This is a genomic window from Rhodococcus sp. B50 (genome assembly GCF_013602415.1).
Lineage (GTDB): Bacteria > Actinomycetota > Actinomycetes > Mycobacteriales > Mycobacteriaceae > Rhodococcus.
This window is the reverse complement of the sequence record NZ_WPAG02000002.1, coordinates 1736526-1758854: the sequence shown is the minus strand read 5'-3', so window position 1 is coordinate 1758854 and position 22329 is coordinate 1736526. Positions and strand designations below refer to the sequence as shown.

The 22329-nt window shown below is 68.8% G+C and carries 24 protein-coding genes; 19 read left to right on the top strand and 5 right to left on the bottom strand.

Translation table 11 applies throughout. The annotated features are described in order from the left end of the window. Positions 1-75 precede the first annotated feature (75 nt). The 9 genes from GON09_RS08470 to dprA all read left to right on the top strand — a co-directional run bounded on the left by GON09_RS08470 (position 76) and on the right by dprA (position 9161). A complete protein-coding gene (locus GON09_RS08470) occupies positions 76-2436 on the top strand; it encodes a Tex family protein (RefSeq protein WP_213931412.1) in 2361 nt (786 codons plus the stop codon). Positions 2437-2504: 68 nt separating this feature from the next. Further along, the gene (locus GON09_RS08465) at positions 2505-3410 is read left to right on the top strand and encodes a hypothetical protein (RefSeq protein WP_213934358.1); all 906 of its coding nucleotides are present in this window, start codon (positions 2505-2507) and stop codon (positions 3408-3410) included. Positions 3411-3493: 83 nt separating this feature from the next. Continuing rightward, positions 3494-3835 (top strand): 50S ribosomal protein L19, encoded by a 342-nt coding sequence (gene rplS, locus GON09_RS08460; protein WP_213931411.1) that lies wholly within the window; start codon positions 3494-3496, stop codon positions 3833-3835. Positions 3836-4061: 226 nt separating this feature from the next. Beyond that, positions 4062-4871: a signal peptidase I gene (gene lepB, locus GON09_RS08455; protein WP_213934357.1), complete on the top strand. Its 810-nt coding sequence runs from the start codon at positions 4062-4064 to the stop codon at positions 4869-4871. Beyond that, entirely contained in the window at positions 4868-5620 is a 753-nt protein-coding gene (locus GON09_RS08450; RefSeq protein ID WP_213931410.1) for a ribonuclease HII, read from the top strand. Before lepB ends, GON09_RS08450 begins: the two co-directional genes overlap by 4 nt. Positions 5621-5657: 37 nt before the next feature. Beyond that, complete coding sequence (locus GON09_RS08445) at positions 5658-5972, top strand: DUF2469 domain-containing protein (protein ID WP_006550963.1); 315 nt, start codon at positions 5658-5660, stop codon at positions 5970-5972. Positions 5973-6148: 176 nt separating this feature from the next. Next, on the top strand, positions 6149-6523 hold the full coding sequence (locus GON09_RS08440) for a YraN family protein (RefSeq protein WP_213931409.1): 375 nt from the start codon (positions 6149-6151) through the stop codon (positions 6521-6523). Beyond that, a complete protein-coding gene (locus GON09_RS08435; protein WP_213931408.1) occupies positions 6523-8031 on the top strand; it encodes a YifB family Mg chelatase-like AAA ATPase in 1509 nt (502 codons plus the stop codon). Before GON09_RS08440 ends, GON09_RS08435 begins: the two co-directional genes overlap by 1 nt. Beyond that, on the top strand, positions 8028-9161 hold the full coding sequence (dprA, locus tag GON09_RS08430) for a DNA-processing protein DprA (protein ID WP_213931407.1): 1134 nt from the start codon (positions 8028-8030) through the stop codon (positions 9159-9161). The genes GON09_RS08435 and dprA overlap by 4 nt, the downstream gene beginning before the upstream one ends. 18 nt (positions 9162-9179) lie before the next feature. On the opposite strand, the gene GON09_RS08425 is transcribed toward dprA, so the two are convergent. Further along, positions 9180-9446 (bottom strand): DUF6953 family protein, encoded by a 267-nt coding sequence (locus GON09_RS08425; protein WP_213931406.1) that lies wholly within the window; start codon positions 9444-9446, stop codon positions 9180-9182. A gap of 115 nt (positions 9447-9561) precedes the next feature. Between GON09_RS08425 and GON09_RS08420 the strand changes: the two genes are divergently transcribed. Then, complete coding sequence (locus GON09_RS08420; RefSeq protein WP_213931405.1) at positions 9562-10326, top strand: siderophore-interacting protein; 765 nt, start codon at positions 9562-9564, stop codon at positions 10324-10326. A gap of 16 nt (positions 10327-10342) precedes the next feature. On the opposite strand, the gene GON09_RS08415 is transcribed toward GON09_RS08420, so the two are convergent. Then, complete coding sequence (locus GON09_RS08415; protein ID WP_213934356.1) at positions 10343-11530, bottom strand: multidrug effflux MFS transporter; 1188 nt, start codon at positions 11528-11530, stop codon at positions 10343-10345. Positions 11531-11615: 85 nt separating this feature from the next. Between GON09_RS08415 and GON09_RS08410 the strand changes: the two genes are divergently transcribed. Continuing rightward, positions 11616-12554, top strand: coding sequence for a tyrosine recombinase XerC (locus GON09_RS08410; RefSeq protein ID WP_213931404.1), 939 nt, complete (start codon positions 11616-11618; stop codon positions 12552-12554). A 64-nt stretch (positions 12555-12618) separates the two neighbouring features. Beyond that, positions 12619-13950, top strand: a complete 1332-nt coding sequence (locus GON09_RS08405) for a MinD/ParA family ATP-binding protein (RefSeq protein WP_244865445.1) — start codon at positions 12619-12621, stop codon at positions 13948-13950. A 26-nt stretch (positions 13951-13976) separates the two neighbouring features. On the opposite strand, the gene GON09_RS08400 is transcribed toward GON09_RS08405, so the two are convergent. Next, positions 13977-14471: a M23 family metallopeptidase gene (locus GON09_RS08400; protein WP_213931403.1), complete on the bottom strand. Its 495-nt coding sequence runs from the start codon at positions 14469-14471 to the stop codon at positions 13977-13979. A gap of 305 nt (positions 14472-14776) precedes the next feature. Between GON09_RS08400 and rpsB the strand changes: the two genes are divergently transcribed. The 6 genes from rpsB (at position 14777) to GON09_RS08370 (ending at position 19777) form a co-directional block, all read left to right on the top strand. Beyond that, positions 14777-15619, top strand: coding sequence for a 30S ribosomal protein S2 (gene rpsB / locus GON09_RS08395; protein ID WP_026003585.1), 843 nt, complete (start codon positions 14777-14779; stop codon positions 15617-15619). A 130-nt stretch (positions 15620-15749) separates the two neighbouring features. Further along, positions 15750-16574: a translation elongation factor Ts gene (gene tsf / locus GON09_RS08390; protein ID WP_213931402.1), complete on the top strand. Its 825-nt coding sequence runs from the start codon at positions 15750-15752 to the stop codon at positions 16572-16574. 196 nt (positions 16575-16770) lie between these two features. Then, positions 16771-17499 (top strand): UMP kinase, encoded by a 729-nt coding sequence (gene pyrH / locus GON09_RS08385; protein ID WP_213931401.1) that lies wholly within the window; start codon positions 16771-16773, stop codon positions 17497-17499. Between the two features lie 28 nt (positions 17500-17527). Beyond that, entirely contained in the window at positions 17528-18085 is a 558-nt protein-coding gene (gene frr, locus GON09_RS08380) for a ribosome recycling factor (protein ID WP_213931400.1), read from the top strand. Between the two features lie 2 nt (positions 18086-18087). Further along, positions 18088-19026: a phosphatidate cytidylyltransferase gene (locus GON09_RS08375; RefSeq protein ID WP_213931399.1), complete on the top strand. Its 939-nt coding sequence runs from the start codon at positions 18088-18090 to the stop codon at positions 19024-19026. Positions 19027-19033: 7 nt separating this feature from the next. Further along, positions 19034-19777, top strand: a complete 744-nt coding sequence (locus tag GON09_RS08370) for a class I SAM-dependent methyltransferase (RefSeq protein WP_213931398.1) — start codon at positions 19034-19036, stop codon at positions 19775-19777. Between the two features lie 63 nt (positions 19778-19840). Here GON09_RS08370 and GON09_RS08365 read toward each other — a convergent pair whose 3' ends face one another. After that, the gene (locus GON09_RS08365; protein WP_213931397.1) at positions 19841-20680 is read right to left on the bottom strand and encodes an HpcH/HpaI aldolase/citrate lyase family protein; all 840 of its coding nucleotides are present in this window, start codon (positions 20678-20680) and stop codon (positions 19841-19843) included. A gap of 157 nt (positions 20681-20837) precedes the next feature. Between GON09_RS08365 and rlmN the strand changes: the two genes are divergently transcribed. Beyond that, a complete protein-coding gene (gene rlmN, locus GON09_RS08360; RefSeq protein WP_213931396.1) occupies positions 20838-21947 on the top strand; it encodes a 23S rRNA (adenine(2503)-C(2))-methyltransferase RlmN in 1110 nt (369 codons plus the stop codon). A gap of 65 nt (positions 21948-22012) precedes the next feature. Here rlmN and GON09_RS08355 read toward each other — a convergent pair whose 3' ends face one another. Beyond that, positions 22013-22261, bottom strand: coding sequence for a DUF2631 domain-containing protein (locus tag GON09_RS08355; RefSeq protein WP_213931395.1), 249 nt, complete (start codon positions 22259-22261; stop codon positions 22013-22015). Positions 22262-22329: the final 68 nt, after the last annotated feature.

Sequence of the window (22329 nt, the reverse complement as noted above, 5' to 3'; positions counted from 1 at the left end):
CCCATGCGGCCACGGGCGCGGGCGCCCATGCGTCCACGGGCGCGGGCGGGGACGGCAACTGTAGGGTCGTTCGACGTGACGACCCAACTCGACACCGTGAACCGGCGGATCGCCCAGGAACTCGACGTCCGCGAAGACCAGGTCGCTGCGGCCGTGGGTCTGCTCGACGGGGGTGCGACCGTGCCGTTCGTCGCGCGCTACCGCAAGGAGGCGACCGGCGGCCTCGACGACGCCCAGTTGCGGACCCTCGAGGAACGCCTCCGCTATCTGCGCGAACTCGACGAGCGCCGCACCGCGATCCTCGAATCGATCGAGACGCAGGGCAAGCTCGACGACACGCTGCGCGGACAGATCATGCTCGCCGATACCAAGGCTCGGCTCGAGGACATCTACCTGCCGTTCAAGCCGAAGCGGCGTACCAAGGCGCAGATCGCCCGTGAGGCCGGTCACGAACCCGTCGCCGACGCGCTCATCGGTGATCCCGCCACCGATCCCGCCGGGTACACGCCCGAGCAGCTCGACGGTGCGCGCGCCATCCTGGTCGAGCGTTTCGCCGAGGACGCCGACCTCGTCGGCGAACTGCGTGAGGCGATGTGGACGCGCGGCAAGGTGACCTCCACCGTGCGTTCCGGCAAGGAGAACGACGGCGCGAAGTTCTCCGACTACTTCGAGTTCTCCGAGCCGTTCACCCAGCTCCCCTCGCACCGCATCCTCGCGCTCCTGCGCGGAGAGAAGGAGGAAGTGCTCTCGCTGTCGCTCGATCCCGAGGTCGACGAACCCGTCCCCGGCGAGCGCAGCTACTACGAGGGACGGATCGCGACCCGCTTCGGCATCGCCGACCAGGGGCGGCCCGCCGACAAGTGGCTCCTCGACACCGTCCGGTGGGCATGGCGCACCAAGCTGCAGATGTCGCTCGCACTCGACATCCGGATGCGGCTGCGGCAGTCTGCCGAGAAGGACGCGGTCGACGTCTTCGCCGCGAACCTCAAGGACCTGTTGCTCGCCGCCCCGGCCGGCACCCGCCCGACGATGGGCCTCGACCCCGGTTACCGCACCGGGACGAAGGTCGCGGTCGTCGACGCGACCGGCAAGGTCGTCGACCACACCACCATCTACCCGCATCAGCCGCACAACAAGCGCGACGAGGCGCTCGCGGTGCTCGCTGCGCTGGTCGCGCGGCACGGTGTCGAACTGATCGCGATCGGCAATGGCACTGCGTCGCGTGAGACCGACGCTCTCGCAACCGAACTCGTCTCCCTGACGAAGGTGCCCGGGCTGACGAAGATCGTGGTGTCGGAGGCGGGCGCGTCCGTCTACTCGGCGTCGGAGTACGCCACCAAGGAACTCCCGGACCTCGACGTGTCCATCCGTGGTGCGGTGTCCATCGCGCGCCGCCTGCAGGACCCGCTTGCCGAACTCGTCAAGATCGATCCGAAGTCGATCGGCGTGGGCCAGTACCAGCACGACGTGTCCGAGACGATGCTCGCGCGGTCGCTCGGCGCGGTGGTCGAGGACGCGGTGAACGCCGTCGGCGTCGACGTCAACACGGCATCGGTTCCGCTGCTGTCCCGCGTCTCCGGCATCACGGGTTCCCTGGCGGAGAGCATCGTCGCCTACCGCGACCAGCACGGTCCGTTCCGTGCGCGGACCGCGCTGAAGGACGTTCCGCGTCTCGGCCCCAAGGCCTTCGAGCAGTGCGCGGGCTTCCTGCGCATCCCCAGCGGGGACGATCCGCTCGACGCGTCCGCGGTGCACCCCGAGGCGTACCCCGTGGTGCGCCGGATCGTCGACCGGACCGGCAGCAGCGTCCGCGAACTCCTCGGCAACTCCGCCACCCTGCGGAAGCTGCGGGCGGACGAGTTCGCCGACGACCGGTTCGGTGTCCCGACTGTCACCGACATCATCTCCGAACTCGAGAAGCCCGGCCGCGACCCGCGTCCCGAGTTCAAGACCGCGACCTTCGCCGCCGGTGTCGAGAAGGTCGCCCACCTGAAGCCGGGCATGGTCCTCGAGGGCGTGGTCACCAATGTCGCGGCGTTCGGCGCGTTCGTCGACGTCGGAGTGCACCAGGACGGCCTCGTCCATGTGTCCGCGATGTCGCGCAGCTTCGTGAAGGATCCGCACGACATCGTCCGATCCGGCGAGGTCGTCAAGGTGAAGGTCCTCGAGGTCGACGTCGCCCGTCAGCGCATCGGTCTGACACTGCGACTCGACGACGAGATCCCCGCGCCGGGCGACGAGAAATCCGGAGGTCAGCCGCGCGGAGGCGCTCGGCGGCCGGCGAACCAGGGCGGCGGGAATCAGGGCGGCGGACGGGGCCGGAACGGTCGGGGCGACGGAGGCCGGCAGGGTCGGGGCGACGACCGACGCTCGGCGCCGGCCGCGTCCGGGTCGATGGCCGACGCGCTGCGACGCGCCGGTTTCGGCAACAACTGACGCGAATCACCGGGTCACTCCTGCAATGCTGTGGACATGAAATCCAGGGTGGCCGGGGTGATCCGGTGATGCTCGACTGGGTGCGACGCGAGATCGTCGATCAAGGGCGCCTGCCGCTGCTGGCCTTCCTGGTCGGCTTCGTGGCCGCGTTCGTCTTCATCCGGATCAGCGTGCGGTTGATCCGGGCGCAGGTGCGCTGGTGGCCCGGCAACATCACCCCCGGTGGGCAGCACGTGCACCACGTGGTGTTCGGCGTCGTCACGATGGTGATCGCGGGTGGGGGACTGATCGCGATCTCCGAGGACTCGAACCGGGTCGCCGCCACCGTCCTCGCCGCCGTGTTCGGCATCGGCGCCGCGCTGACCCTCGACGAGTTCGCGTTGATCTTCTATCTGAACGACGTGTACTGGGAAGAGCAGGGGCGGGTCTCCGTCGACGCCGTCTTCGTGGCGATTGCCGTGACCGGGATGTGGCTGCTCGGTCTGCGCCCGTTCGAGCTGGGGGACGCCACGAATTTCGAGGACAGCGGTGACTGGGCCGAACGGGCCGGCCTCGTCGTGGCCGTGCTCGTGAATCTCCTCCTCGCGGCGATCGTCCTGGCGAAGGGCAAGATATGGACCGGCCTGGTCGGGCTGTTCGTCGTGCCGCTGCTGTGGGTCGGAGCGATCCGGCTCTCGCGGCCGGGTGCCCCCTGGGCGCGCTGGCGGTACGGCGAGCGGCCGCGCCGGATGAGCCGGGCGCTCGAGCGGGAACGTCGACTACGGCGTCCGGTGATCCGCGCCAAGATCTTCGTGCAGGACCTCGTCGCGGGGGCTCCGACGCTCGAGACCGTGCGGGGAAGTGTGGAGCACTCGCGTACCGCGACCGAGGCGGAACTGGACCGGCGTGTCCGCCCGGCCCCACCGCCGATTTCCTCGATCGATATTCCGTCTGGCACAATGGACGGGTTGCCCCGTTCGGGCACGCCTACCTGACCTGGGCACGAACCGGTCGAGCCCGCCACACGGCGGTCGCCGCCAGGTTCCTCTGCTCGAGCGAACAAGAGGATGAACAACCGATGAACACCCTGGACTTTCTGGACGCCAAGTCGCTGCGCGATGACATCCCGGACTTCCGTCCCGGCGACACTCTCGATGTGCACGTCAAGGTCATCGAGGGCAGCAAGGAGCGCGTGCAGGTCTTCAAGGGCGTCGTGATCCGGCGTCAGGGCGGCGGCGTCCGCGAGACCTTCACCGTCCGTAAGGTTTCCTTCGGCGTGGGCGTGGAGCGCACCTTCCCGGTGCACAGCCCCAACCTCGCCAAGATCGACGTGCTGACCCGTGGCGACGTCCGTCGCGCGAAGCTCTACTACCTGCGTGAGCTGCGCGGCAAGGCTGCCAAGATCAAGGAGAAGCGCTGATCTTCGGCCGCTGAGCAGCCTTCCAGGCTGCTCGGCACGGCTCTCGAGCCACCCGATGCATCATCCGACGACCCGGCCGGACCCACGTCCCGGCCGGGTCGTCGTCTTTGCGCGGGTGGTCCGTTACCGGCCGGTGAAGTCGATGGTCGTCCTCGGAGGTCCGCCGTGCGGCAGACGCTAGTCTGTCGAGGTGGCAGATTCCCCGCACGATCCGGCCGGACCGGACGTGAACCGCAACGACGTTCGAGGTTCGGCTCGGAGCGATCGAGCCGACGGTGCACACCACCGGCGCGAGGACCCCGCAGCGAACGACACCGCCCCGAAGGCGAAGAAGCAGAAGTCGTTCTGGCGTGAGCTTCCGATCCTCGTCGTCGTCGCACTGGCCCTGAGCTTCCTGTTGCAGACCTTCGTGGCGAGGGTCTACCTCATTCCGTCGGAATCGATGGAGCCGACACTGCACGGCTGCCCGGGCTGCACCGGCGACCGTATCGTCGTCGAGAAGGTGGGATACCGCTTCACCGATCCCCGGCCCGGCGACGTCATCGTCTTCGAGGGGCCCGACTCGTGGTCGGCAGGCTACGTCTCCACTCGTTCCGACAACGTCGTCGTGCGGGGACTGCAGGAGGTCGGCTCGCTCGTGGGTGTCGTCCCCCCGGACGAGAACGATCTCGTCAAGCGCGTGATCGCGATCGGTGGTCAGACGGTGGAATGCTGCGACGACCAGGGGCGCGTCCTCGTCGACGGGGTGCCGCTCGACGAGCCGTACGTGACGATGGACTTCCCGTTCACACCGGGTGTCGTCACCTGCGAGACCGAGGTGCCCTCCGGGCGGTGCTTCGGACCCGTCACCGTTCCCGACGGACACGTCTGGGTGATGGGCGACAACCGGAGCAACTCCGCCGACTCCCGCTACCACGTGGGCGACGAGCATCAAGGCGCCATCCCGCTGGAGAATGTCATCGGCAAAGCCCGCTTCATCGTGCTGCCTCCCGGCCGATGGGGCCTGATCGAATCACCGGAGATCCTGCCCTCGTGACTGCCTGGCCACCTCGACCCGTGATCCGTCGATCCTCGGGACTGCGCACGATGGAGTCCGCGCTCGTGCGCTGCGGTCTCGGTCCGGTCGCCGGGGTCGACGAAGCCGGCCGCGGGGCCTGCGCGGGTCCGCTCGTCGTCGCCGCCTGTGTGCTCGGCGATCGCCCACACGCAGCTCTCGACCGGCTCGACGACTCCAAGAAGCTCACCGAACGCACGCGCGAGGAGCTGTACTCGGTCATCGTGCGACGCGCACCGGCGTGGAGCGTGGTGGTGATCCCGGCGACGGAAGTCGACGCGATCGGCGTTCACGTCGCGAACATCGAGGGCATGCGGCGGGCGGTCGCAGGCCTGTCGACCCCGCCCGGCTACGTGCTCACCGACGGCTTCCGAGTGCCCGGACTGCCCGCTCCGTCCTTGCCGGTCATCGGGGGCGATGCGGCGGCCGCGTGCATCGCGGCGGCCAGCGTCCTGGCGAAGGTCACACGAGATCGCATGATGGTCGAACTCGACCGCGAGGCACCGGAGTACGGTTTCGCAGTACACAAGGGCTACAGCACGCCGACGCACATGGCAGCGTTGGCCGAGCACGGCCCGTCACCGCATCACCGGCGGTCGTGGGCCAATGTGCGCTCGGTGTGCGGAGTGCCCGCTGTGAGGCGTCGATTGTTCACCGACGACGTGAGGCGTCGATTGTTCACCGACGACGTGAGGCGTCGATTGTTCACCGACGAGGCAGATGCGGGATGATTGCAGGACACACCAGAGTGGGAGGACACCGAGACCGATGAGTGCCGAGGATCTCGAGAAGTACGAAACCGAGATGGAACTCTCGCTGTACAGGGAGTACCGGGACATCGTCGGTCAATTCGCGTACGTCGTGGAGACCGAGCGCCGGTTCTACCTGGCGAACGCCGTCGAACTGCTGCCGCACAACGCCAACGGCGAGGTGTACTTCGAAGTGCGCATGTCCGACGCCTGGGTGTGGGACATGTACCGTCCCGCACGCTTCGTCAAGCACGTCCGCGTGATCACGTTCAAGGACGTCAACATCGAAGAGCTCGACAAGCCCGAACTGAGGCTGCCCGACAAGCTGGGCTGACGATCACCGCGACGGACCCGCGCCGAGCGGCCGCATCCTAACCGGCACGCCGACACCGAGCCGTTCTCCACGGCCCGCCGGCAGCGGTTGTCCACAGGCACCGCACTCGTCCACAGATTCCGCGATCGTGCGCTCGGCGGCCGAATCCGCGTGGCCCCGTACGCCACAGTCAGGGCATGCAGGGGAGAAACAGGACAGGACACAACCGGAATCTGGGCGCGCGAGGTGAGGACCTCGCCGCGGAATACCTCGAAGCGACCGGCATGGTCGTGCTCGAACGGAACTGGCGCAGCCGTTACGGCGAACTCGATCTGATCGCGCGGGACGGAGCGACCGTCGTCTTCGTCGAGGTCAAGACCCGCACGGGCACCGGTTACGGCACCCCGGCCGAAGCGGTGACGTCGGCGAAGGCCGAACGTATCCGCCGCCTCGCCGGACTGTGGCTGTCGGAGCAGACGCGCCGCTGGTCGCACATCCGTGTCGACGTGGTGACCGTGCTGCTCGCGCGGGGCCGGGCGCCCGAGATCACCCACCGCAAGCAGGTCCTCTGATGGCGCTCGGACGCGCCTGGTCGGTTGCGGTCTCCGGAATCGACGGACAGGTCGTGGAGATCGAAGCCGACATCGGGCGAGGTCTGCCCGGTGTGACGATGGTCGGGCTCCCCGACACCGCGCTTCAGGAATCGCGCGACCGGGTGCGCGCCGCCGTGTCGAACTCCGGGGCCAAGTGGCCGGATTCGAAGGTCGTCCTCGCGCTGTCGCCGGCCACCCTGCCGAAGGTCGGCAGTGTCTACGATCTCGGGCTGGCGTGCGCGGTACTCGACGCAGCGGATGTCGTGCCGGCCGAGGCCGTCTCCCGGACGGTGCTGCTCGGGGAGCTCGCGCTCGACGGCCGGGTCCGCCCGGTGCGCGGTGTGCTGCCCGCCGTGCTCACCGCGAAGAAACACGGCTGGTCGCGCGTGGTGGTGCCGACCGCGACGATGACCGAAGCGGCGCTCGTCGACGGCATCGACGTCTACGGCGCGGAGACGCTGCGCGAGCTGGTGTTGTGGCTCCAGGGTGACGGTCCGCTCGAACGACCCGATCCGCGTGCCCTGCCGCCGCGTGCGGTGCGCGGCGATCTCAGCGAGGTGGTCGGCCAGCACGAGGCGCGCCGCGCGATCGAGGTCGCCGCGGCCGGGGCGCATCACCTGATGCTGACCGGCCCGCCGGGGATCGGGAAAACGATGCTCGCACAGCGTCTTCCGGGGATCCTGCCGGACCTGAGCGAGACTCATGCCCTCGAAGTGACGGCGATCCATTCGGTGGCGGGCACCCTCACCAGCGATCGTCCTCTGGTGACCGAACCACCGTTCATCGCACCGCATCACACGGCGTCGGTGAGTTCCCTGATCGGAGGTGGAACGGGAATGGCGAAACCCGGCGCCGTGAGCAGGGCGCACCGCGGCGTGCTCTTCCTCGACGAGGTCGCCGAGATGGGCACGAAGACCCTCGAAGTGCTGCGGACACCGCTCGAGGACGGGGAAGTGCGCATCGCCCGGCGTGACGGCGTCGCGCGGTATCCGGCCCGTTTCCAGCTGATTCTCGCGGCCAACCCCTGCCCGTGCGCACCTCCACGCGACGCCGACTGTGTGTGCGCACCGACCGCGCGCCGCCGCTATCTCGGACGACTGTCCGGTCCCCTCCTCGACCGCGTCGACCTGCGCGTCCGGATGCAGGCCGTCGCGACGAGCGCACTGATGGGGGAGACGGGCGAGAGCACCGACGAGGTGCGGGCGCGCGTCGAGCGGGCGAGAGCTGCGGCGCGCGAGCGGTGGGCCGAATACGGCTGGGCCACCAACGCCGAGGTTCCCGGTCCGGCCCTCCGTCAGAAGTTCCGGCTCCCGCGTGCCGCGCTCGAACCTGTCGAATGGGCGCTACGCAAGGGGGCGATCACCGCTCGCGGAGCGGATCGGGCACTGCGGGTCGCGTGGACGCTGAGCGATCTCGAGGGTTCGGATTCGCCGTCGGCGACGCATGTCGCCGCCGCACTCGACTTCCGGGATCGAGGTGTCGCGTGAGCGAGAAACCGGACGAACGTCGCTTGGCCTGGGCATATCTGTCCACCATCGCGCAGGGTGCGTCGCGGTCGCTGTCGGCGGCGGTCGATGCCCAGGGGGTGGTCGAGGTGGCGGCCGCGATCCGCTCGGGTTCGACCCGCGGCGAGCTCTCGTCGCGGTACTCGGTTCGGGCGCACCTCGATACCGCGGCACGGGATCTCGAGCGCCTGGGGCGGGCCGGAGGGCGACTGGTGACTCCCGACGACGACGAGTGGCCTGCCTGGCAGATGCTCGGTTTCGGCACCCTCGAGACCGCGACCGATGTCGAGGGGCCACCCCTCGCATTGTGGGTGTGGGGGAGCCGTCGGCTCGACGATCTCGCCGAACGCGCCATCGGCGTCGTCGGTACCCGCGCCGCGAGCGGTTACGGCGAACACGTCACCGCGGAGATCGCCGGGGACCTCGCCGCCGACGGGTGGACGATCGTGTCCGGCGCGGCCTTCGGTGTCGACGCGGCCGCACATCGCGCGGCGCTCGGGGTGGGCGGCACCACCGTCGCGATCCTGGCCTGCGGTGTCGACCGGGCGTACCCGGCGGCACATACGACGATGCTGCGGTGCATTTCCGAGTCCGGTCTGGTGGTCAGCGAGTATCCACCGGGGACGACCCCGGCGCGGTACCGGTTCCTCGCCCGGAACCGGCTGATCGCGGCCCTGTCCGCCGGCACTGTGGTCGTCGAGGCAGGCTGGCGCAGCGGGGCGCGCAACACCGCGGCGTGGGCGAGACGACTCGGCCGACCGGTCATGGCGGTGCCCGGACCGGTGACCTCTGCGGCCTCACAGGGATGTCACCGCATGATCAGGGAAGGGGAGGCCCGCCTGGTGGGCGCGGCGCGCGATGTCGTCGAGGAGTGCGGTCCGCTGGCGGCGTGCGGGGACGACGACCGCGACGGTCTGTTCCGCCGCGACCTCGACGGACTGTCGGGAGACATGGCGCTGGTCTACGAGGCACTTCCCGGTTCGGGGGTCTGCGATCCGGCCGCCGTGGCGGAGTCGGCGGGCCTGCCGATCGAGCGGGTACGGGCGGCGCTTCCGCTGCTCGAACTCGACGGGTTGGTGGAAACGACGGACGGAGGGTGGCGGCGGACGTGACCGGAGAACGAGCGTCGATTACTCGGCCGGGGTGTCGGCCGCCGGCTCGTCCTCGACGTACCAGGCGCGATCGTCGCGATGCCACTTCACCGCGCCGCGATGCGCCCTGCGGAACTCCTTGAGGACGGTGCGGTCGATCGACGGGTGGCCGTTGTCGTTCACGTAGATCCACTCGGAGCCGAACTTGGCCTCGATCGCGTCGACCATGTCGGTCTGGGTGACCCTGCGTTCGGTGGTGATGATGTCGGTCATCCAGGTGGCGATGTCGGCCGCGGTGGTGCTCATGTTCTCGAGCCTAGAGCGTCGCCGATCGTGACGTCCCCGCCGCACCCCGCCACAGAGTACGGTGGCTCAAGAATAGGTAACCCTAATAGGAGGTTCGGTGGCTCGGAAAGCGCCTATGTCGACGACACTCACGGTCCTGCGGACCGAGACGATCGGCGAGCATTTCGTTCGTGTCGTGCTCGGTGGGGACGGATTCGACGACTTCCCCGCCCGCCCGGAGACCGACAGCTACGTGAAGATCGAGTTGCCGGCGGGGGAGGAGACCGTTGTCCGCACCTACACGGTCCGGCACGTCGACCCGGCCGCCCGGGAGATCTGGATCGACTTCGTCGTCCACGGCGACGAGGGTGTCGCGGGTCCGTGGGCCCGATCGGTGCAGCCGGGCACGCAGGTCGTGGTGCGGGGCCCGGGCGCGGGTTATCGGCCCGATCGCGCCGCCGACTTCCATCTGCTCGCCGGCGACGAGACCGCGATCCCCGCGATTGCGGTCGCGCTCGAGGATCTTCCCGCCGACGCGAGGGGAGCGGTCTTCCTGGAGGTCATCGGTCCCGGCGACGAGCTGAAACTCGATGTCCCGGCGGGTGTGGACGTCACGTGGCTCCACCGAGGTGTCGCGGCCGGTGATGCCGGCGCCGACCTGATCGACGGCAATGCTCCGCTCGTCGCCGCGGTGAAAGCGATGCCGTGGCCGGCCGGCGACGTGCAGGTCTTCGTGCACGGCGAGGCCGAGGCGGTCATGAAGCACATCCGGCCGTATCTGCGGAAGGAACGGGCCGTGCCCCCTGCGCGCGCGTCGATCTCGGGCTACTGGCGCCGCGGACGCACGGAGGAAGGCTTCCGCGTGTGGAAGAGCGAACTGGCGGTCGTGGAGAGCAACTGACGGCCGGGTGTCCTGGTCAGCTCGCGGACTCGCGCGTGGGCACCGCGGCGGAGTCCCGCGCGAGCACCGCGGCGGAGGCGAGTGCGAGTCCCGAGCAGACCACGATGGCCACGGCCATCGGGATACCGGTTCCTTCGCCGCCGAGCCCGACCAGCGGGGAGACGACGGCGGCGAGACCGAACTGGGAGGCACCGATCACCGCGGAGCCCGTACCTGCCGCCTTCGGGACCTGCGACTGGGCCAGCGCGGTGGCGTTGCCCAGCGTCAGGCCCATCATGCTGATCGCGACGAACAGCAGCGGCAGGATCAGCGCTCCCACATAGCCGACGAAGACCATCGTCAGCAGCAGCAGGGCGCCTGCGGTGAACATGGTGGTCACACCGAAGAGCAACAGTGTCCGCACCTCGAACCGCCCGATGAGGCGGGTATTGACGGCGTTGGCCAGCACCAGACCGACCGAGTTGACGGCGAACACCAATGAGAACTGGCCGGGGCTCAGGCCGAGGATGTTCTGTGTGACGAAGGGCGACGCCGAGATGTACGAGAACATCGCGCCGAAGCTCAGGGCCATGGCGGCGGCGTACCCGACGAAGCGTCGCTGCCGGAGGACGTATCCGAAATTGCCGGCCATCGTCTTCAGGCCGCCGCCGTGCCGCTTCTCCGGCGGCAGGGTCTCCGGGACGAACGCGAAGGCGCCGACGGCCATCAGGACGGCCAGGCCGGTGAGCACCCAGAAGATGCCCCGCCATCCGATGGGGCCCAGCAGCACGCCACCGAGCAGGGGAGCCGCGACGGGCGCGATGCCGCCGATGATCATCATCAGGCTGAACAGCTTGGCCGCCTGATTACCTCTCGCCTTGTCGGCGATGACCGCGCGGGCGAGAACGATGCCGGTGCCGCCGCTGAAGCCCTGGATCAGACGCGCCGCGATCAGAATCTCGACGGTGGGTGCCAACGCGCAGATCGCGCTGCTCACCGCGAGGACGATCGTGCCCGCGAGGATCAGCCGTCGCCGACCCCAGCCGTCCGAGAGCGGACCGACGAGCAGCTGACCGAGTCCGAGCCCCGCCATGAACGTCGTGAGTGTGAGCTGGACGCCGACGGTCGAACTGCCCAGACTCTCCGCCATGACGGGAAGTCCCGGGAGGTACATGTCCGTGGCGAGCGGCGCGATCGCCGACAGCAACGCCAGGGCGCACAACATCGGTACCGGGATCGTTTTGTTCACGAAAGCACCTTAGTCGGCGTGGGTCGTTGCACCCGAAGCCGTCGTGCCGCACGGTGGACGCATGCGAGGCGACGGTTCCGACATGCTCCCGGCGACGCTCGCCGTGCATCTCGACGACTTCGTCGACCACCTCCGCCTCGAGGGCAACCGCTCGGAACACACGATCCGCGCCTATCGCACCGACATCCGCTCGCTGCTGCAGCACCTCGCCGACCGGCACCCGGACGCGCGCATCACCGACCTCGATCTCGATCTGCTGCGCTCGTGGCTCGCCGGGATGGTGGCAGGAGGAGCCGCGCGCACCACGCTCGCGCGGCGCACGTCGTCGGTACGCGTCTTCACGGCGTGGCTCGAGCGCACCCGGCGTCTCGACGCCGACCCGGCGACCCGCCTCGTCTCGCCGCGTCCGCACCGGTCGCTGCCTGCGGTGCTCCGCGACGATCAGGCACTGGAGATCATGGAGGCCGCGAAATCCGGTGCGCGCGAACTCGATCCCATCGCGCTGCGGGATCGGTTGATCGTCGAGCTGCTCTATGCGACCGGGATCCGGGTCGGGGAGCTGTGCGCGGTCGACATCGACGACGTCGACGCCGAGCGGCGAGTCGTCCGGGTTCTCGGCAAGGGCGACAAGGAACGGATCGTTCCGTACGGAGCTCCCGCGTCCGACGCGATCGACGCGTGGCTTCGTCACGGACGTCCGCATCTCGCGCGCCCGTCATCGGGTGCGGCCCTGCTGTTGGGCAAACGCGGCGGGCGGATCGATCAGCGGCAGGTCCGGTCGGTGGTGCACGAGGCCGTCTCGTCGGTACCCGGTGCACCCGATCTCGCGCCGCACGGCCTGCGGCACAGTGCCGCCACGCACCTGCTCGAAGGAGGAGCGGACCTGCGCGTGGTCCAGGAGGTGCTGGGGCATTCGAGTCTGGCCACCACGCAGCTCTATACCCACGTCTCGGCGGCCCGCCTGCGCGCCGCGCACGATCAGGCCCATCCCCGCGCCTGATCGGCTGCCGGCGAACCCTCCCGGTTTGATAGCGTGCGCCGGCACCATCGAATCGGGGGAACAGATGAGACGCAACGATCCGAGTCCTGCCGTGCCCGCCTGGCTGCAGGACCCGCCGGAATCCGAGACCGACGCGGTGAGACGCGGCTTCCGCCGCGCGGACCGAGGCGCCGAGACGTCAGGTTCCTCCACTTCGCCCGGCGACGGTGCGACTCCGGCGCCTCCTTCTGCTCAGCTCGGGATGACGGCCTCCGTACCGCTCGGCATGGCGCTGCGGCCGCGGATCACGACGGACGAGGGTTCCGAGCCCGCGTCCGTGGCACCGGAGGCGTCGGTCCAGGAGACTGCGGAGCCGGAACCCGCCCCTGTCGATCCTCATCCGGTACCGGTGCTCGATCCGGTGCCCTTGCCGACGGACACCGCGGTCGACGACTCGCAGTACGCGGCGCAGCGCTTCGACCATCAACCGTCGAATGTCGACCTCGCGTCGGGAGTGCTGGTCCGACGATCGCGACGTTCGTCGGGGCGGTGGCGGGAGAGTGTCGGCAGGCTTACCGGGGGCAGGCTCGACGGCGGAAGCAGTGAGCGCCGTGAGGAACTCGTGGCCCGGATCCGCCAGCCGATCCCGGGCGACTACCGGATCGCGGTGTTGTCCTTGAAAGGCGGGGTGGGGAAGACCACCACGACCGTCGGGCTGGGATCGACGTTCGCATCGTTGCGTGGCGACTGTGTCATCGCCGTCGACGCGAATCCGGACTTCGGCACCCTCGCTCAACGGATCCCGCAGCAGACCACGTCCACGGTGCGGGATCTGCTCGCGAACGCGTCGGGGATCCGCCGGTACTCGGATGTGCGGGCTTACACCTCGCAGGCGCCGAGCCGGCTCGAAGTGCTTGCGAGCGAACGTGATCCCGCTGCGTCGGAAGCGTTCAGCGAGGAGGACTACCGACGCGTCGTCGGCATCCTGCAGGTCTACTACAACGTCATCGTCACCGATTGCGGAACCGGGATCATGCACTCGGTCATGCGCGGAGTGCTGGACCTGGCGAACACCCTGGTGCTCGTCGCGTCGCCGGCGGTCGACGCGGCGCGCAGTGCTGCCGCGACACTCGACTGGCTGCAGGCGCACGGCTACTCCGCGTTGGTCGAACGGACGGTCGTGGTCGTCAGTGCTCCCCGGCCGGGTTCGACGAGCATCGACATGGACGCGTTGACCGCCCATTTTCTCGCTCGCTGCCGCGCGGTGACGGTGCTGCCGTTCGACGAGCATCTCGCCGAGGGCGCCGAGATCGATCTCGATCGGCTCCGGCCCGCGACCCGCACGGCATTTGTCGAACTGGCCGCGGTGGTCGCCGACGACTTCCCCGCCCTGTCGGGCCGGCACGCGGTGCACTAGCCGGGTCGGCCGCGCGGCATCCGGTGTCATACCGGCAGCAGCCGGATCACCGGACGCTGCACGAGGGGTAGCGGATCGAGGTAGTCGTCGCGTCCGCGTCGCAGCCCCCAGTGCAGACATGCCGGGGAGGCGCATCCTTCGTGGCCGGCGACGACGGTGCCGATGGGATCGCCTCTCGTCACCCGGCGACCGGCGGTGACCGAGGCATCGACGGGTTCGTAGGTGGTGCGCAGGCCGCCCTCGTGATCGATGGAGACCGCGGGCTTCCCCGCCACGGTGCCGGCGAACGCGACGACACCGTCACCGGCGGCCACGACGGTCTGTCCCGCGTGTGCGTCGAGGTCGACGCCGCGGTGACCAGGGAGCCAGTTCTGCTCGGGGAGATCGAACTGCCTGCTCACGGCAGGACGGGGATCGAGCGGCCAGACGAACCGTCCGGTGTCGGCGGATCCGGTGCCAGGGAGGGTGGCAAGTGCGACGAGCACGACGGCGAGTGTCCGGGCGGGCGCGGTGAGGACCATGTCGCCAGCCTCGTGAATCGGAGTCCCTGCGCACCAGGGGTCATTGCGATCTGTGGACAACCCGGATCCCTCCACAGGCCCGGTGCCTCCCGGTTAGGGATCCGCGCCCGCTCCGCGTACACTTGTCGGGCGGTCTGTATACGCAGATCGACTTCGCGCGTCCGCGCATCGGTACCGACCCGTTTTCTTCGGGCCGCACCGGAAATGACCGTCGCCGGTCCCGCAAGGGTTCGACGGGCATGTGGACGCCAGGGCGGAGATCGCAAGATCTACCGCGGAAACCGACACGAAAGAGAGAAACAGGCATGCCTGTTGTGACTATGCGGCAGCTGCTCGACAGCGGCGCCCACTTCGGACACCAGACCCGTCGCTGGAACCCGAAGATGAAGCGGTTCATCTTCACCGACCGCAACGGCATCTACATCATCGACCTGCAGCAGACCCTGACGTACATCGACAAGGCGTACGAGTTCGTCAAGGAGACCGTCGCCCACGGTGGCACCGTGCTGTTCGTCGGCACCAAGAAGCAGGCGCAGGAATCCATCGCCGAAGAGGCCACCCGCGTGGGCATGCCCTACGTGAACCAGCGCTGGCTCGGCGGCATGCTCACCAACTTCTCGACCGTCCACAAGCGCCTGCAGCGCCTGAAGGAGCTCGAGTCGATGGAGCAGACCGGCGGCTTCGAGGGACGCACCAAGAAGGAAATCCTCATGCTCACGCGTGAGAAGAACAAGCTGGAGCGCACCCTCGGCGGCATCCGCGACATGGCGAAGGTTCCGTCGGCGATCTGGGTCGTCGACACCAACAAGGAGCACATCGCCGTCGGTGAGGCCCGCAAGCTGAACATCCCGGTCATCGCGATCCTCGACACCAACTGCGATCCGGACCTCGTCGACTACCCGATCCCGGGTAACGACGACGCGATCCGCTCCGCGGCGCTGCTGACCAAGGTCGTCGCTTCCGCGGTTGCCGAGGGCCTGCAGGCCCGCGCCGGCAAGAGCGGCGACGCCGAGGCCAAGCCCGAGGCCGGTGCCGAGCCGCTCGCCGAGTGGGAGCAGGAACTGCTCGCGCAGGCCACCCCCGCCGCAGACGCCGAGGCGCCCGCAGCGGACGCAGCCCCCGCCGCAGACGCAGCCCCCGAGGCCTGATTCGTTGCCCGGCCCCGACCGCTCGATCGAAAGATCATGGTCGGGGCCGTCGCATCGCAGCCCGAGCCCATCCGGGTGCCGAGGCTGCGCCCAGAGACTTTTCCACCACAGACACAGGAGGCTCGCTTTCATGGCGAACTACACCGCCGCCGACGTCAAGCGTCTCCGTGAGCTCACCGGCTCCGGAATGCTGGACTGCAAGAACGCGCTCGCCGACAACGACGGCGACTTCGACAAGGCCGTCGAGCAGCTGCGCATCAAGGGTGCCAAGGACGTGGGCAAGCGCGCCGAGCGCTCCACCGCCGAGGGCCTCGTCGTCGCCAAGGACGGCGTTCTGGTCGAGCTGAACTCCGAGACCGACTTCGTCGCCAAGAACGACGAGTTCCAGGCTCTCGCCGACAAGGTCGTCACCGCTGCTGCGCAGGCCCGCTCGAACGACGTCGAGGCACTGAAGGCCGTCGAGGCCGACGGCAAGACCGTCGACACCCTCGTCCAGGAGCTGTCCGCAAAGATCGGCGAGAAGCTCGAACTGCGTCGCGTCGCGGCGTTCGACGGCCAGACTGCCGTCTACCTGCACAAGCGTGCTTCGGACCTGCCGCCGTCGGTCGGCGTGCTCGTCGAGTACACCGGTGAGGGCGACGCTGCTGCCGAGGCCGCTCGCGGTGCCGCGATGCAGATCGCCGCGCTGAAGGCCAAGTACGTCAGCCGCGACGAGGTTCCCGAGGAGGTCGTCGCCAACGAGCGTCGCATCGCCGAGGAGACCGCCAAGGCCGAAGGCAAGCCGGAGCAGGCCCTGCCGAAGATCGTCGAAGGCCGTGTCAACGGTTACTTCAAGGACGTCGTCCTCCTCGAGCAGGCGTCGGTGACGGACTCGAAGAAGACCGTCAAGGCGATCCTCGACGAGGCCGGTGCGACCGTCACCCGCTTCGTGCGTTTCGAGGTCGGCGCCAGCTAGTACTTCCACTCCTCGACCCCGTCGGTGCACAACCGGCGGGGTCGAGGTGTGTCGGGCCACGCCGCCTCGGGGCCCGGAGGCGCCCGCGCGTGTCGCGCGGTGACAGGTGTGGCGTGTCGATCCGCCCGATCTCGGTTCCCTCGGTCGGATGAGGCAGGATGGTAAGGGCCGATTCATGCGCAACCAGAGGAGAGTCATGTCCGACCACGCCCACGATCGGCCCGGATTCCGCCGGGTACTGCTCAAGCTCGGCGGCGAGATGTTCGGCGGCGGCAAGGTCGGACTCGACCCGGATGTGGTGACGACGGTGGCCCAGCAGATCGCGGAGGTCGTGCGCAGTGGCGCCGAGGTCGCGGTCGTGATCGGTGGCGGCAACTTCTTCCGCGGCGCCGAGCTCCAGCAGCGCGGTCTCGAACGTGCGCGGTCCGATTACATGGGCATGCTCGGCACGGTTATGAATTCCCTTGCACTGCAGGACTTCCTGGAGAAGGAAGGCATCGACACCCGCGTGCAGACGGCGATCACGATGGGGCAGGTCGCCGAGCCTTATCTGCCGCTGCGTGCGCGCCGGCACCTCGAGAAGGGGCGCGTGGTCATCTTCGGTGCAGGCATGGGTATGCCGTACTTCTCCACCGACACCACCGCCGCGCAGCGCGCCCTCGAGATCGGCGCCGAGGTCGTCCTCATGGCGAAGGCCGTGGACGGCGTCTACTCCGACGACCCGCGCACCAACCCCGATGCGGTGCTGTTCGAGGAGATCACCCATCGCGAGGTCATCGAACAGGGCCTCAAGGTCGCCGACGCGACCGCCTTCAGCCTGTGCATGGACAATGCCATGCCGATCATGGTCTTCAATCTGCTGACCAAGGGCAATATCGCTCGGGCCATCGCCGGTGAGAAGATCGGAACACTCGTACGGTCATGAACGGACAACGGAACATGGAGGAACTGCCGTGATCGATGAAGCCCTCTTCGAAGCCGAAGAGAAGATGGAGAAGGCCGTCACGGTGGCGCGGGACGATCTGGGTGGCATTCGGACCGGTCGTGCGAACCCGGGCATGTTCAACCGCATCGTCGTCGACTACTACGGGGCTCCCACGCCGATCACGCAGATCGCCAGCATCAATGTTCCCGAAGCGCGCATGGTCATCGTCAAGCCGTACGAGGCCTCGCAGCTGAACGCGATCGAGACCGCGATCCGCAACTCCGATCTCGGGGTCAACCCCTCCAATGACGGCAACATCATCCGCATCTCGGTCCCGCAACTGACCGAGGAGCGTCGCCGCGAACTCGTCAAGCAGGCCAAAGCCAAGGGCGAGGACGCCAAGGTGGCGGTGCGCAACGTCCGCCGCAAGGCGATGGAGGAGCTCGGCCGCATCCAGAAGGACGGCGAGGCCGGTGAGGACGACGTGAACCGCGCCGAGAAGGAGCTCGACAAGACGACCGCGAAGTACGTCGGTCAGATCGACGAGTTGATCAAGCACAAGGAAGCCGAACTGATGGAGGTCTGACAGTGGGTCGAGCCGACGGGTCCTCCGACCCGCAGCTTCCACTCGGTGCCGGAGCCGACTCCGGTGCCACCCCTGCAGACCCGGCACCGGCGAACGACCCCGTGTCGGAGCCGGTGAAGAAGCCGTCGCGGGCCGGACGCAACCTTCCCGCCGCCTTCGCGGTCGGCGGTGGTCTGGGTGCGCTCGTTATCGGCATCCTGCTGTTCGCGCCGACGGCCTGGCTCGCGGTGGTCGCGGCCGCGATCGGTATCGCGACCTGGGAGGTCACCAAGCGTCTGCGCGAGGCGGACGTGCTCGTCCCCAGACTGCCGTTGCTGGCCGGTGGCCAGGCGATGATCTGGCTCGGGTGGCCGTACGGCACAACGGGTGTGCTGGGTGCGTTCGCGGGCACGGTCGTGGTGACGATGCTGTGGCGCCTGTTCGATCACGGCCTCGTCGCGCAGCCACGCAACTACCTGCGCGACACCGCGGTCGCGGTCTTCGTCGCCGCCTGGCTACCGCTGCTCGCGTCCTTCGCGACCCTCATGGTCCTCGAGGATCAGGGCGCCCAGCGTGTGTTCTGCCTGATGCTCGTGTGCGTCGCGTCGGACATCGGTGGTTACGCGGCCGGCGTGCTGTTCGGCAAGCACCCGATGGTGCCCGCGATCAGCCCGAAGAAGTCCTGGGAGGGGTTCGGCGGGTCGCTCGTGGCGTGCATCGCCACCGGCGTCCTCACCGTCGTCTTCCTGCTCGACGGACCGTGGTGGGTCGGCGTTCTGCTCGGTGCGGTGCTCGTCCTCACCGCCACAGCGGGTGACCTGATCGAGTCGCAGGTCAAGCGCGATCTCGGGATCAAGGACATGGGTACCCTGCTGCCCGGCCACGGCGGCATCATGGACCGGCTCGACTCGATCCTGCCGTCGGCCTTCGTCACCTGGCTGATCCTGACGGCCTTCGTGTAGCCGCCCGATGGTGCGTTCGTCGAAGCTCCGTACGCCGAAGTCGGGGAGCGGGGTGATCGCCAGCCCCAACATCTGGCACTGGCCCGAGGTGTACGAGGAGGAGAACCGCGCGCAGGACCCCCGTGGTGCCGTATACGCGGCGCTGCGTCAGGTCGTGGACTGGACCGGTCGCGACGTCGTCGACGTCGGGTGCGGCTCGGGTTTCCACCTTCCGATGTTCGCGGCCGAGGCGCGCACAGTGACCGGGATCGAACCGCATCCGCCGCTGGTCGCTGCGGCACGCGTCCGCGTCCGCGATCTCTCCTCGGTCATGGTGGCGGAAGGTTCGGCCGCGGCCATGCCTGTTCCCGACGCCTCGGTGGACCTCGTCCACGCCCGCACCGCCTACTTCTTCGGTCCCGGTTGCGGCGCCGGCATCCTCGAGGCGATGCGCGTGCTGCGTCCGGGTGGCGCGCTCGCCGTCGTCGACCTCGACGCCACCGCCCACCCCTACGGCGACTGGATGCGCGACGACCTGCCGCACTACGACCCGGTGACGGTCGAGGCGTTCTTCCACGCCCAGGGCTTCGACCTGCGCCGGATCGACACCCGATGGGAGTTCCCGGACCGTGCGACGCTGGAACGTGTGCTCGGCATCGAGTTCGGACCTCGGGTCGCGGCCCGGGCGATCCGGGAGACATCCGGCACGACGCTCACCGTCCGCTACCGGCTGCACGTGCGCCGCAGACCCGCCGGCCTCGAACTGAGCTGAGCCGGATCCGGCTCGCGTGCCGCCGACAGGATCCGCTGTCAGTGACGCCGACAGGATCCCCTATCAGTGCGACCGGCCGATACCGAACATTCTCGCGAGTTCGGTGATCTTCTTCGCCTTCGCGAGGTTCGGCAGGTCGCTGCCGTCGCGGACGTTGCGCCCGTCCTCTCCGAGCCGATCGATCACGCCCTCCGCCCAGTCCACATCCGTGGTGTTCGGGCTCAGTGCGACGTTCGCGTACGACGTGCGCTCGGCCGTCATGCACAACTTGCCGGTCATCCCCATCGAGCGGGTCAGCTCGGCTTCGCGTTTCAGCACCTCGGGGTCGTCGCTGAGGGTGGGGCCGTCGATGGGTCCGGGCAGGCGTGCGGCGCGGCTCGTGATCACCAGTCGCGACCGGGCGTACGCCATCGCCATCGGGCTGTCGCTCATGCCGGTGTCGCGCCGGAAGTCGCCGCTGCCGAAGACCAGGCGGAAGGTGCCCTCCGCGCGGGCGATCTCGGGGACCGCCTCCAGACCCATCGCCGACTCGATCAGCACCAGGATGCGAGTGCCCTCCGGCAGACGGTCGGCGGTGGCCTCGACCTGATGACCGCTCTCGGCCTTGGCGAGCATCACGCCCCGGAGGCCGGGGAGGCCGGAGAGCGCTGCGAGGTCGTCGGCCCAGAACGACGTGGTGGCGTCGTTGATGCGCACCCAGGCCTGCCCGCCACCGCGAAGCCACGCGACGACGTCGCCGCGGGCCGCTGGTTTGGCTGCGGCCGGTACCGCGTCTTCGAGGTCGAGCACCACCGCATCGGCCGGAGAGCCGGCGGCGGCGTCGAAGAGTTCGGGGGAGCGGCCCGGAACGAGCAACCACGAACGTGCGACTTCGGGAGCGACGAGACCGGTCATGACGTCCATCCTCCCGCATTCCCACGCCGGGGCCGGGCGACTCGGAATGTGCGGACCGATCGGGGACCGATACCGGAGGGGGAGGAGCATCCCGAGCTCCGAAGGGGGCGAGCATCACAGCGACGCCGGGACCCATCCGTCCCGGATCATGGGACAATAGATGATTATGGCTTCTTCTCTGCCCCTGGTCTTCGATGCACCCAAGCGTGGTCTGCCGCCGCGCCATCTCGCCGACCTCGACGCAGATCAGCGTCGCGATGCGGTGCGCGAACTGGGGCTGCCGGCCTTTCGCGCCGACCAGCTCGCCCGGCAGTACTACGGACGGCTCGAGGCGGATCCGGCGAAGATGACCGATCTGCCCGCCTCCGTCCGCGACAAGGTGGGGCAGTCGCTGTTCCCGCCTCTGCTCAGCGCGGTCAAGCACATCGCGTGCGACGGAGGTGAGACCCGCAAGACGCTGTGGCGCGCCCACGACGGCACCCTGCTCGAGAGCGTGCTCATGCGGTATCCCGACCGCGCCACGCTGTGCATCTCGAGCCAGGCGGGTTGCGGCATGGCGTGCCCGTTCTGCGCGACCGGCCAGGGCGGTCTCGACCGCAACCTGTCCACGGCGGAGATCGTCGATCAGGTGCGTGCGGCGGCAGCGGCGCTGCGCGACGGTGACGTCGCCGGTGGACCGGGACGGTTGTCGAACGTCGTGTTCATGGGCATGGGGGAGCCGCTCGCGAATTACAAGCGGGTGGTCGCGGCGGTGCGCCGCATCACCTCACCGGCCCCCGAAGGACTCGGCCTGTCGCAGCGGTCGGTCACCGTCTCCACTGTGGGACTGGCGCCGGCGATCCGGCGCCTCGCCGACGAAGGTCTGAGCGTCACCCTCGCGGTGTCGCTGCACACCCCGGACGACGAACTGCGCGACACCCTTGTTCCGGTCAACAACAGGTGGTCGGTCGCCGAGGTTCTCGAGGCGGCGCGGTACTACGCCGACAAGACCGGCCGGCGGGTCTCGATCGAATACGCCCTCATCCGCGACGTCAACGACCAGCCGTGGCGCGCCGACATGCTCGGCAAGAAGCTCCACAAGGCACTCGGATCGCTCGTGCACGTCAACTTGATCCCACTGAACCCCACACCGGGCAGCGAGTGGGATGCCAGCCCGAAGGACGTCGAACGTGAATTCGTGCGCCGCGTCCAAGCCCAGGGCGTCTCGTGCACCGTGCGCGACACGCGTGGCCAGGAGATCGCGGCAGCCTGCGGTCAGCTCGCCGCCGAAGGCTGAGGCGGCACCGAAGACATGACAGGGCCCGTCCGGAGAATTCCGGACGGGCCCTGTACGTTCGTGGGCTAGCGCAGACGGCGCCGGCGCACCGCGTCGCGCGCGACGATGAAGATCAGCAGGGCTGCCGAACCGATCAGGTACAGGCTCTCGACGTGCCCTTCGTGGTTGCCGATGAGCATCAGCAGCAGGAACGCCGCGACGACCAGGGCCATGACGCGGAAGAACTTGGGGGCTTCCCCGCTCCAACCCCACTCGGCCGACGGAACTTCCGCCGCCACATCACTACGAGTGGACTGCAACTCGGTACCGGCCACGGCTTCCTCCTGCTCACCAGATGCTTCTGTTGCTGCTTATCGTGACATACGACCCCCTGTCGTACGAA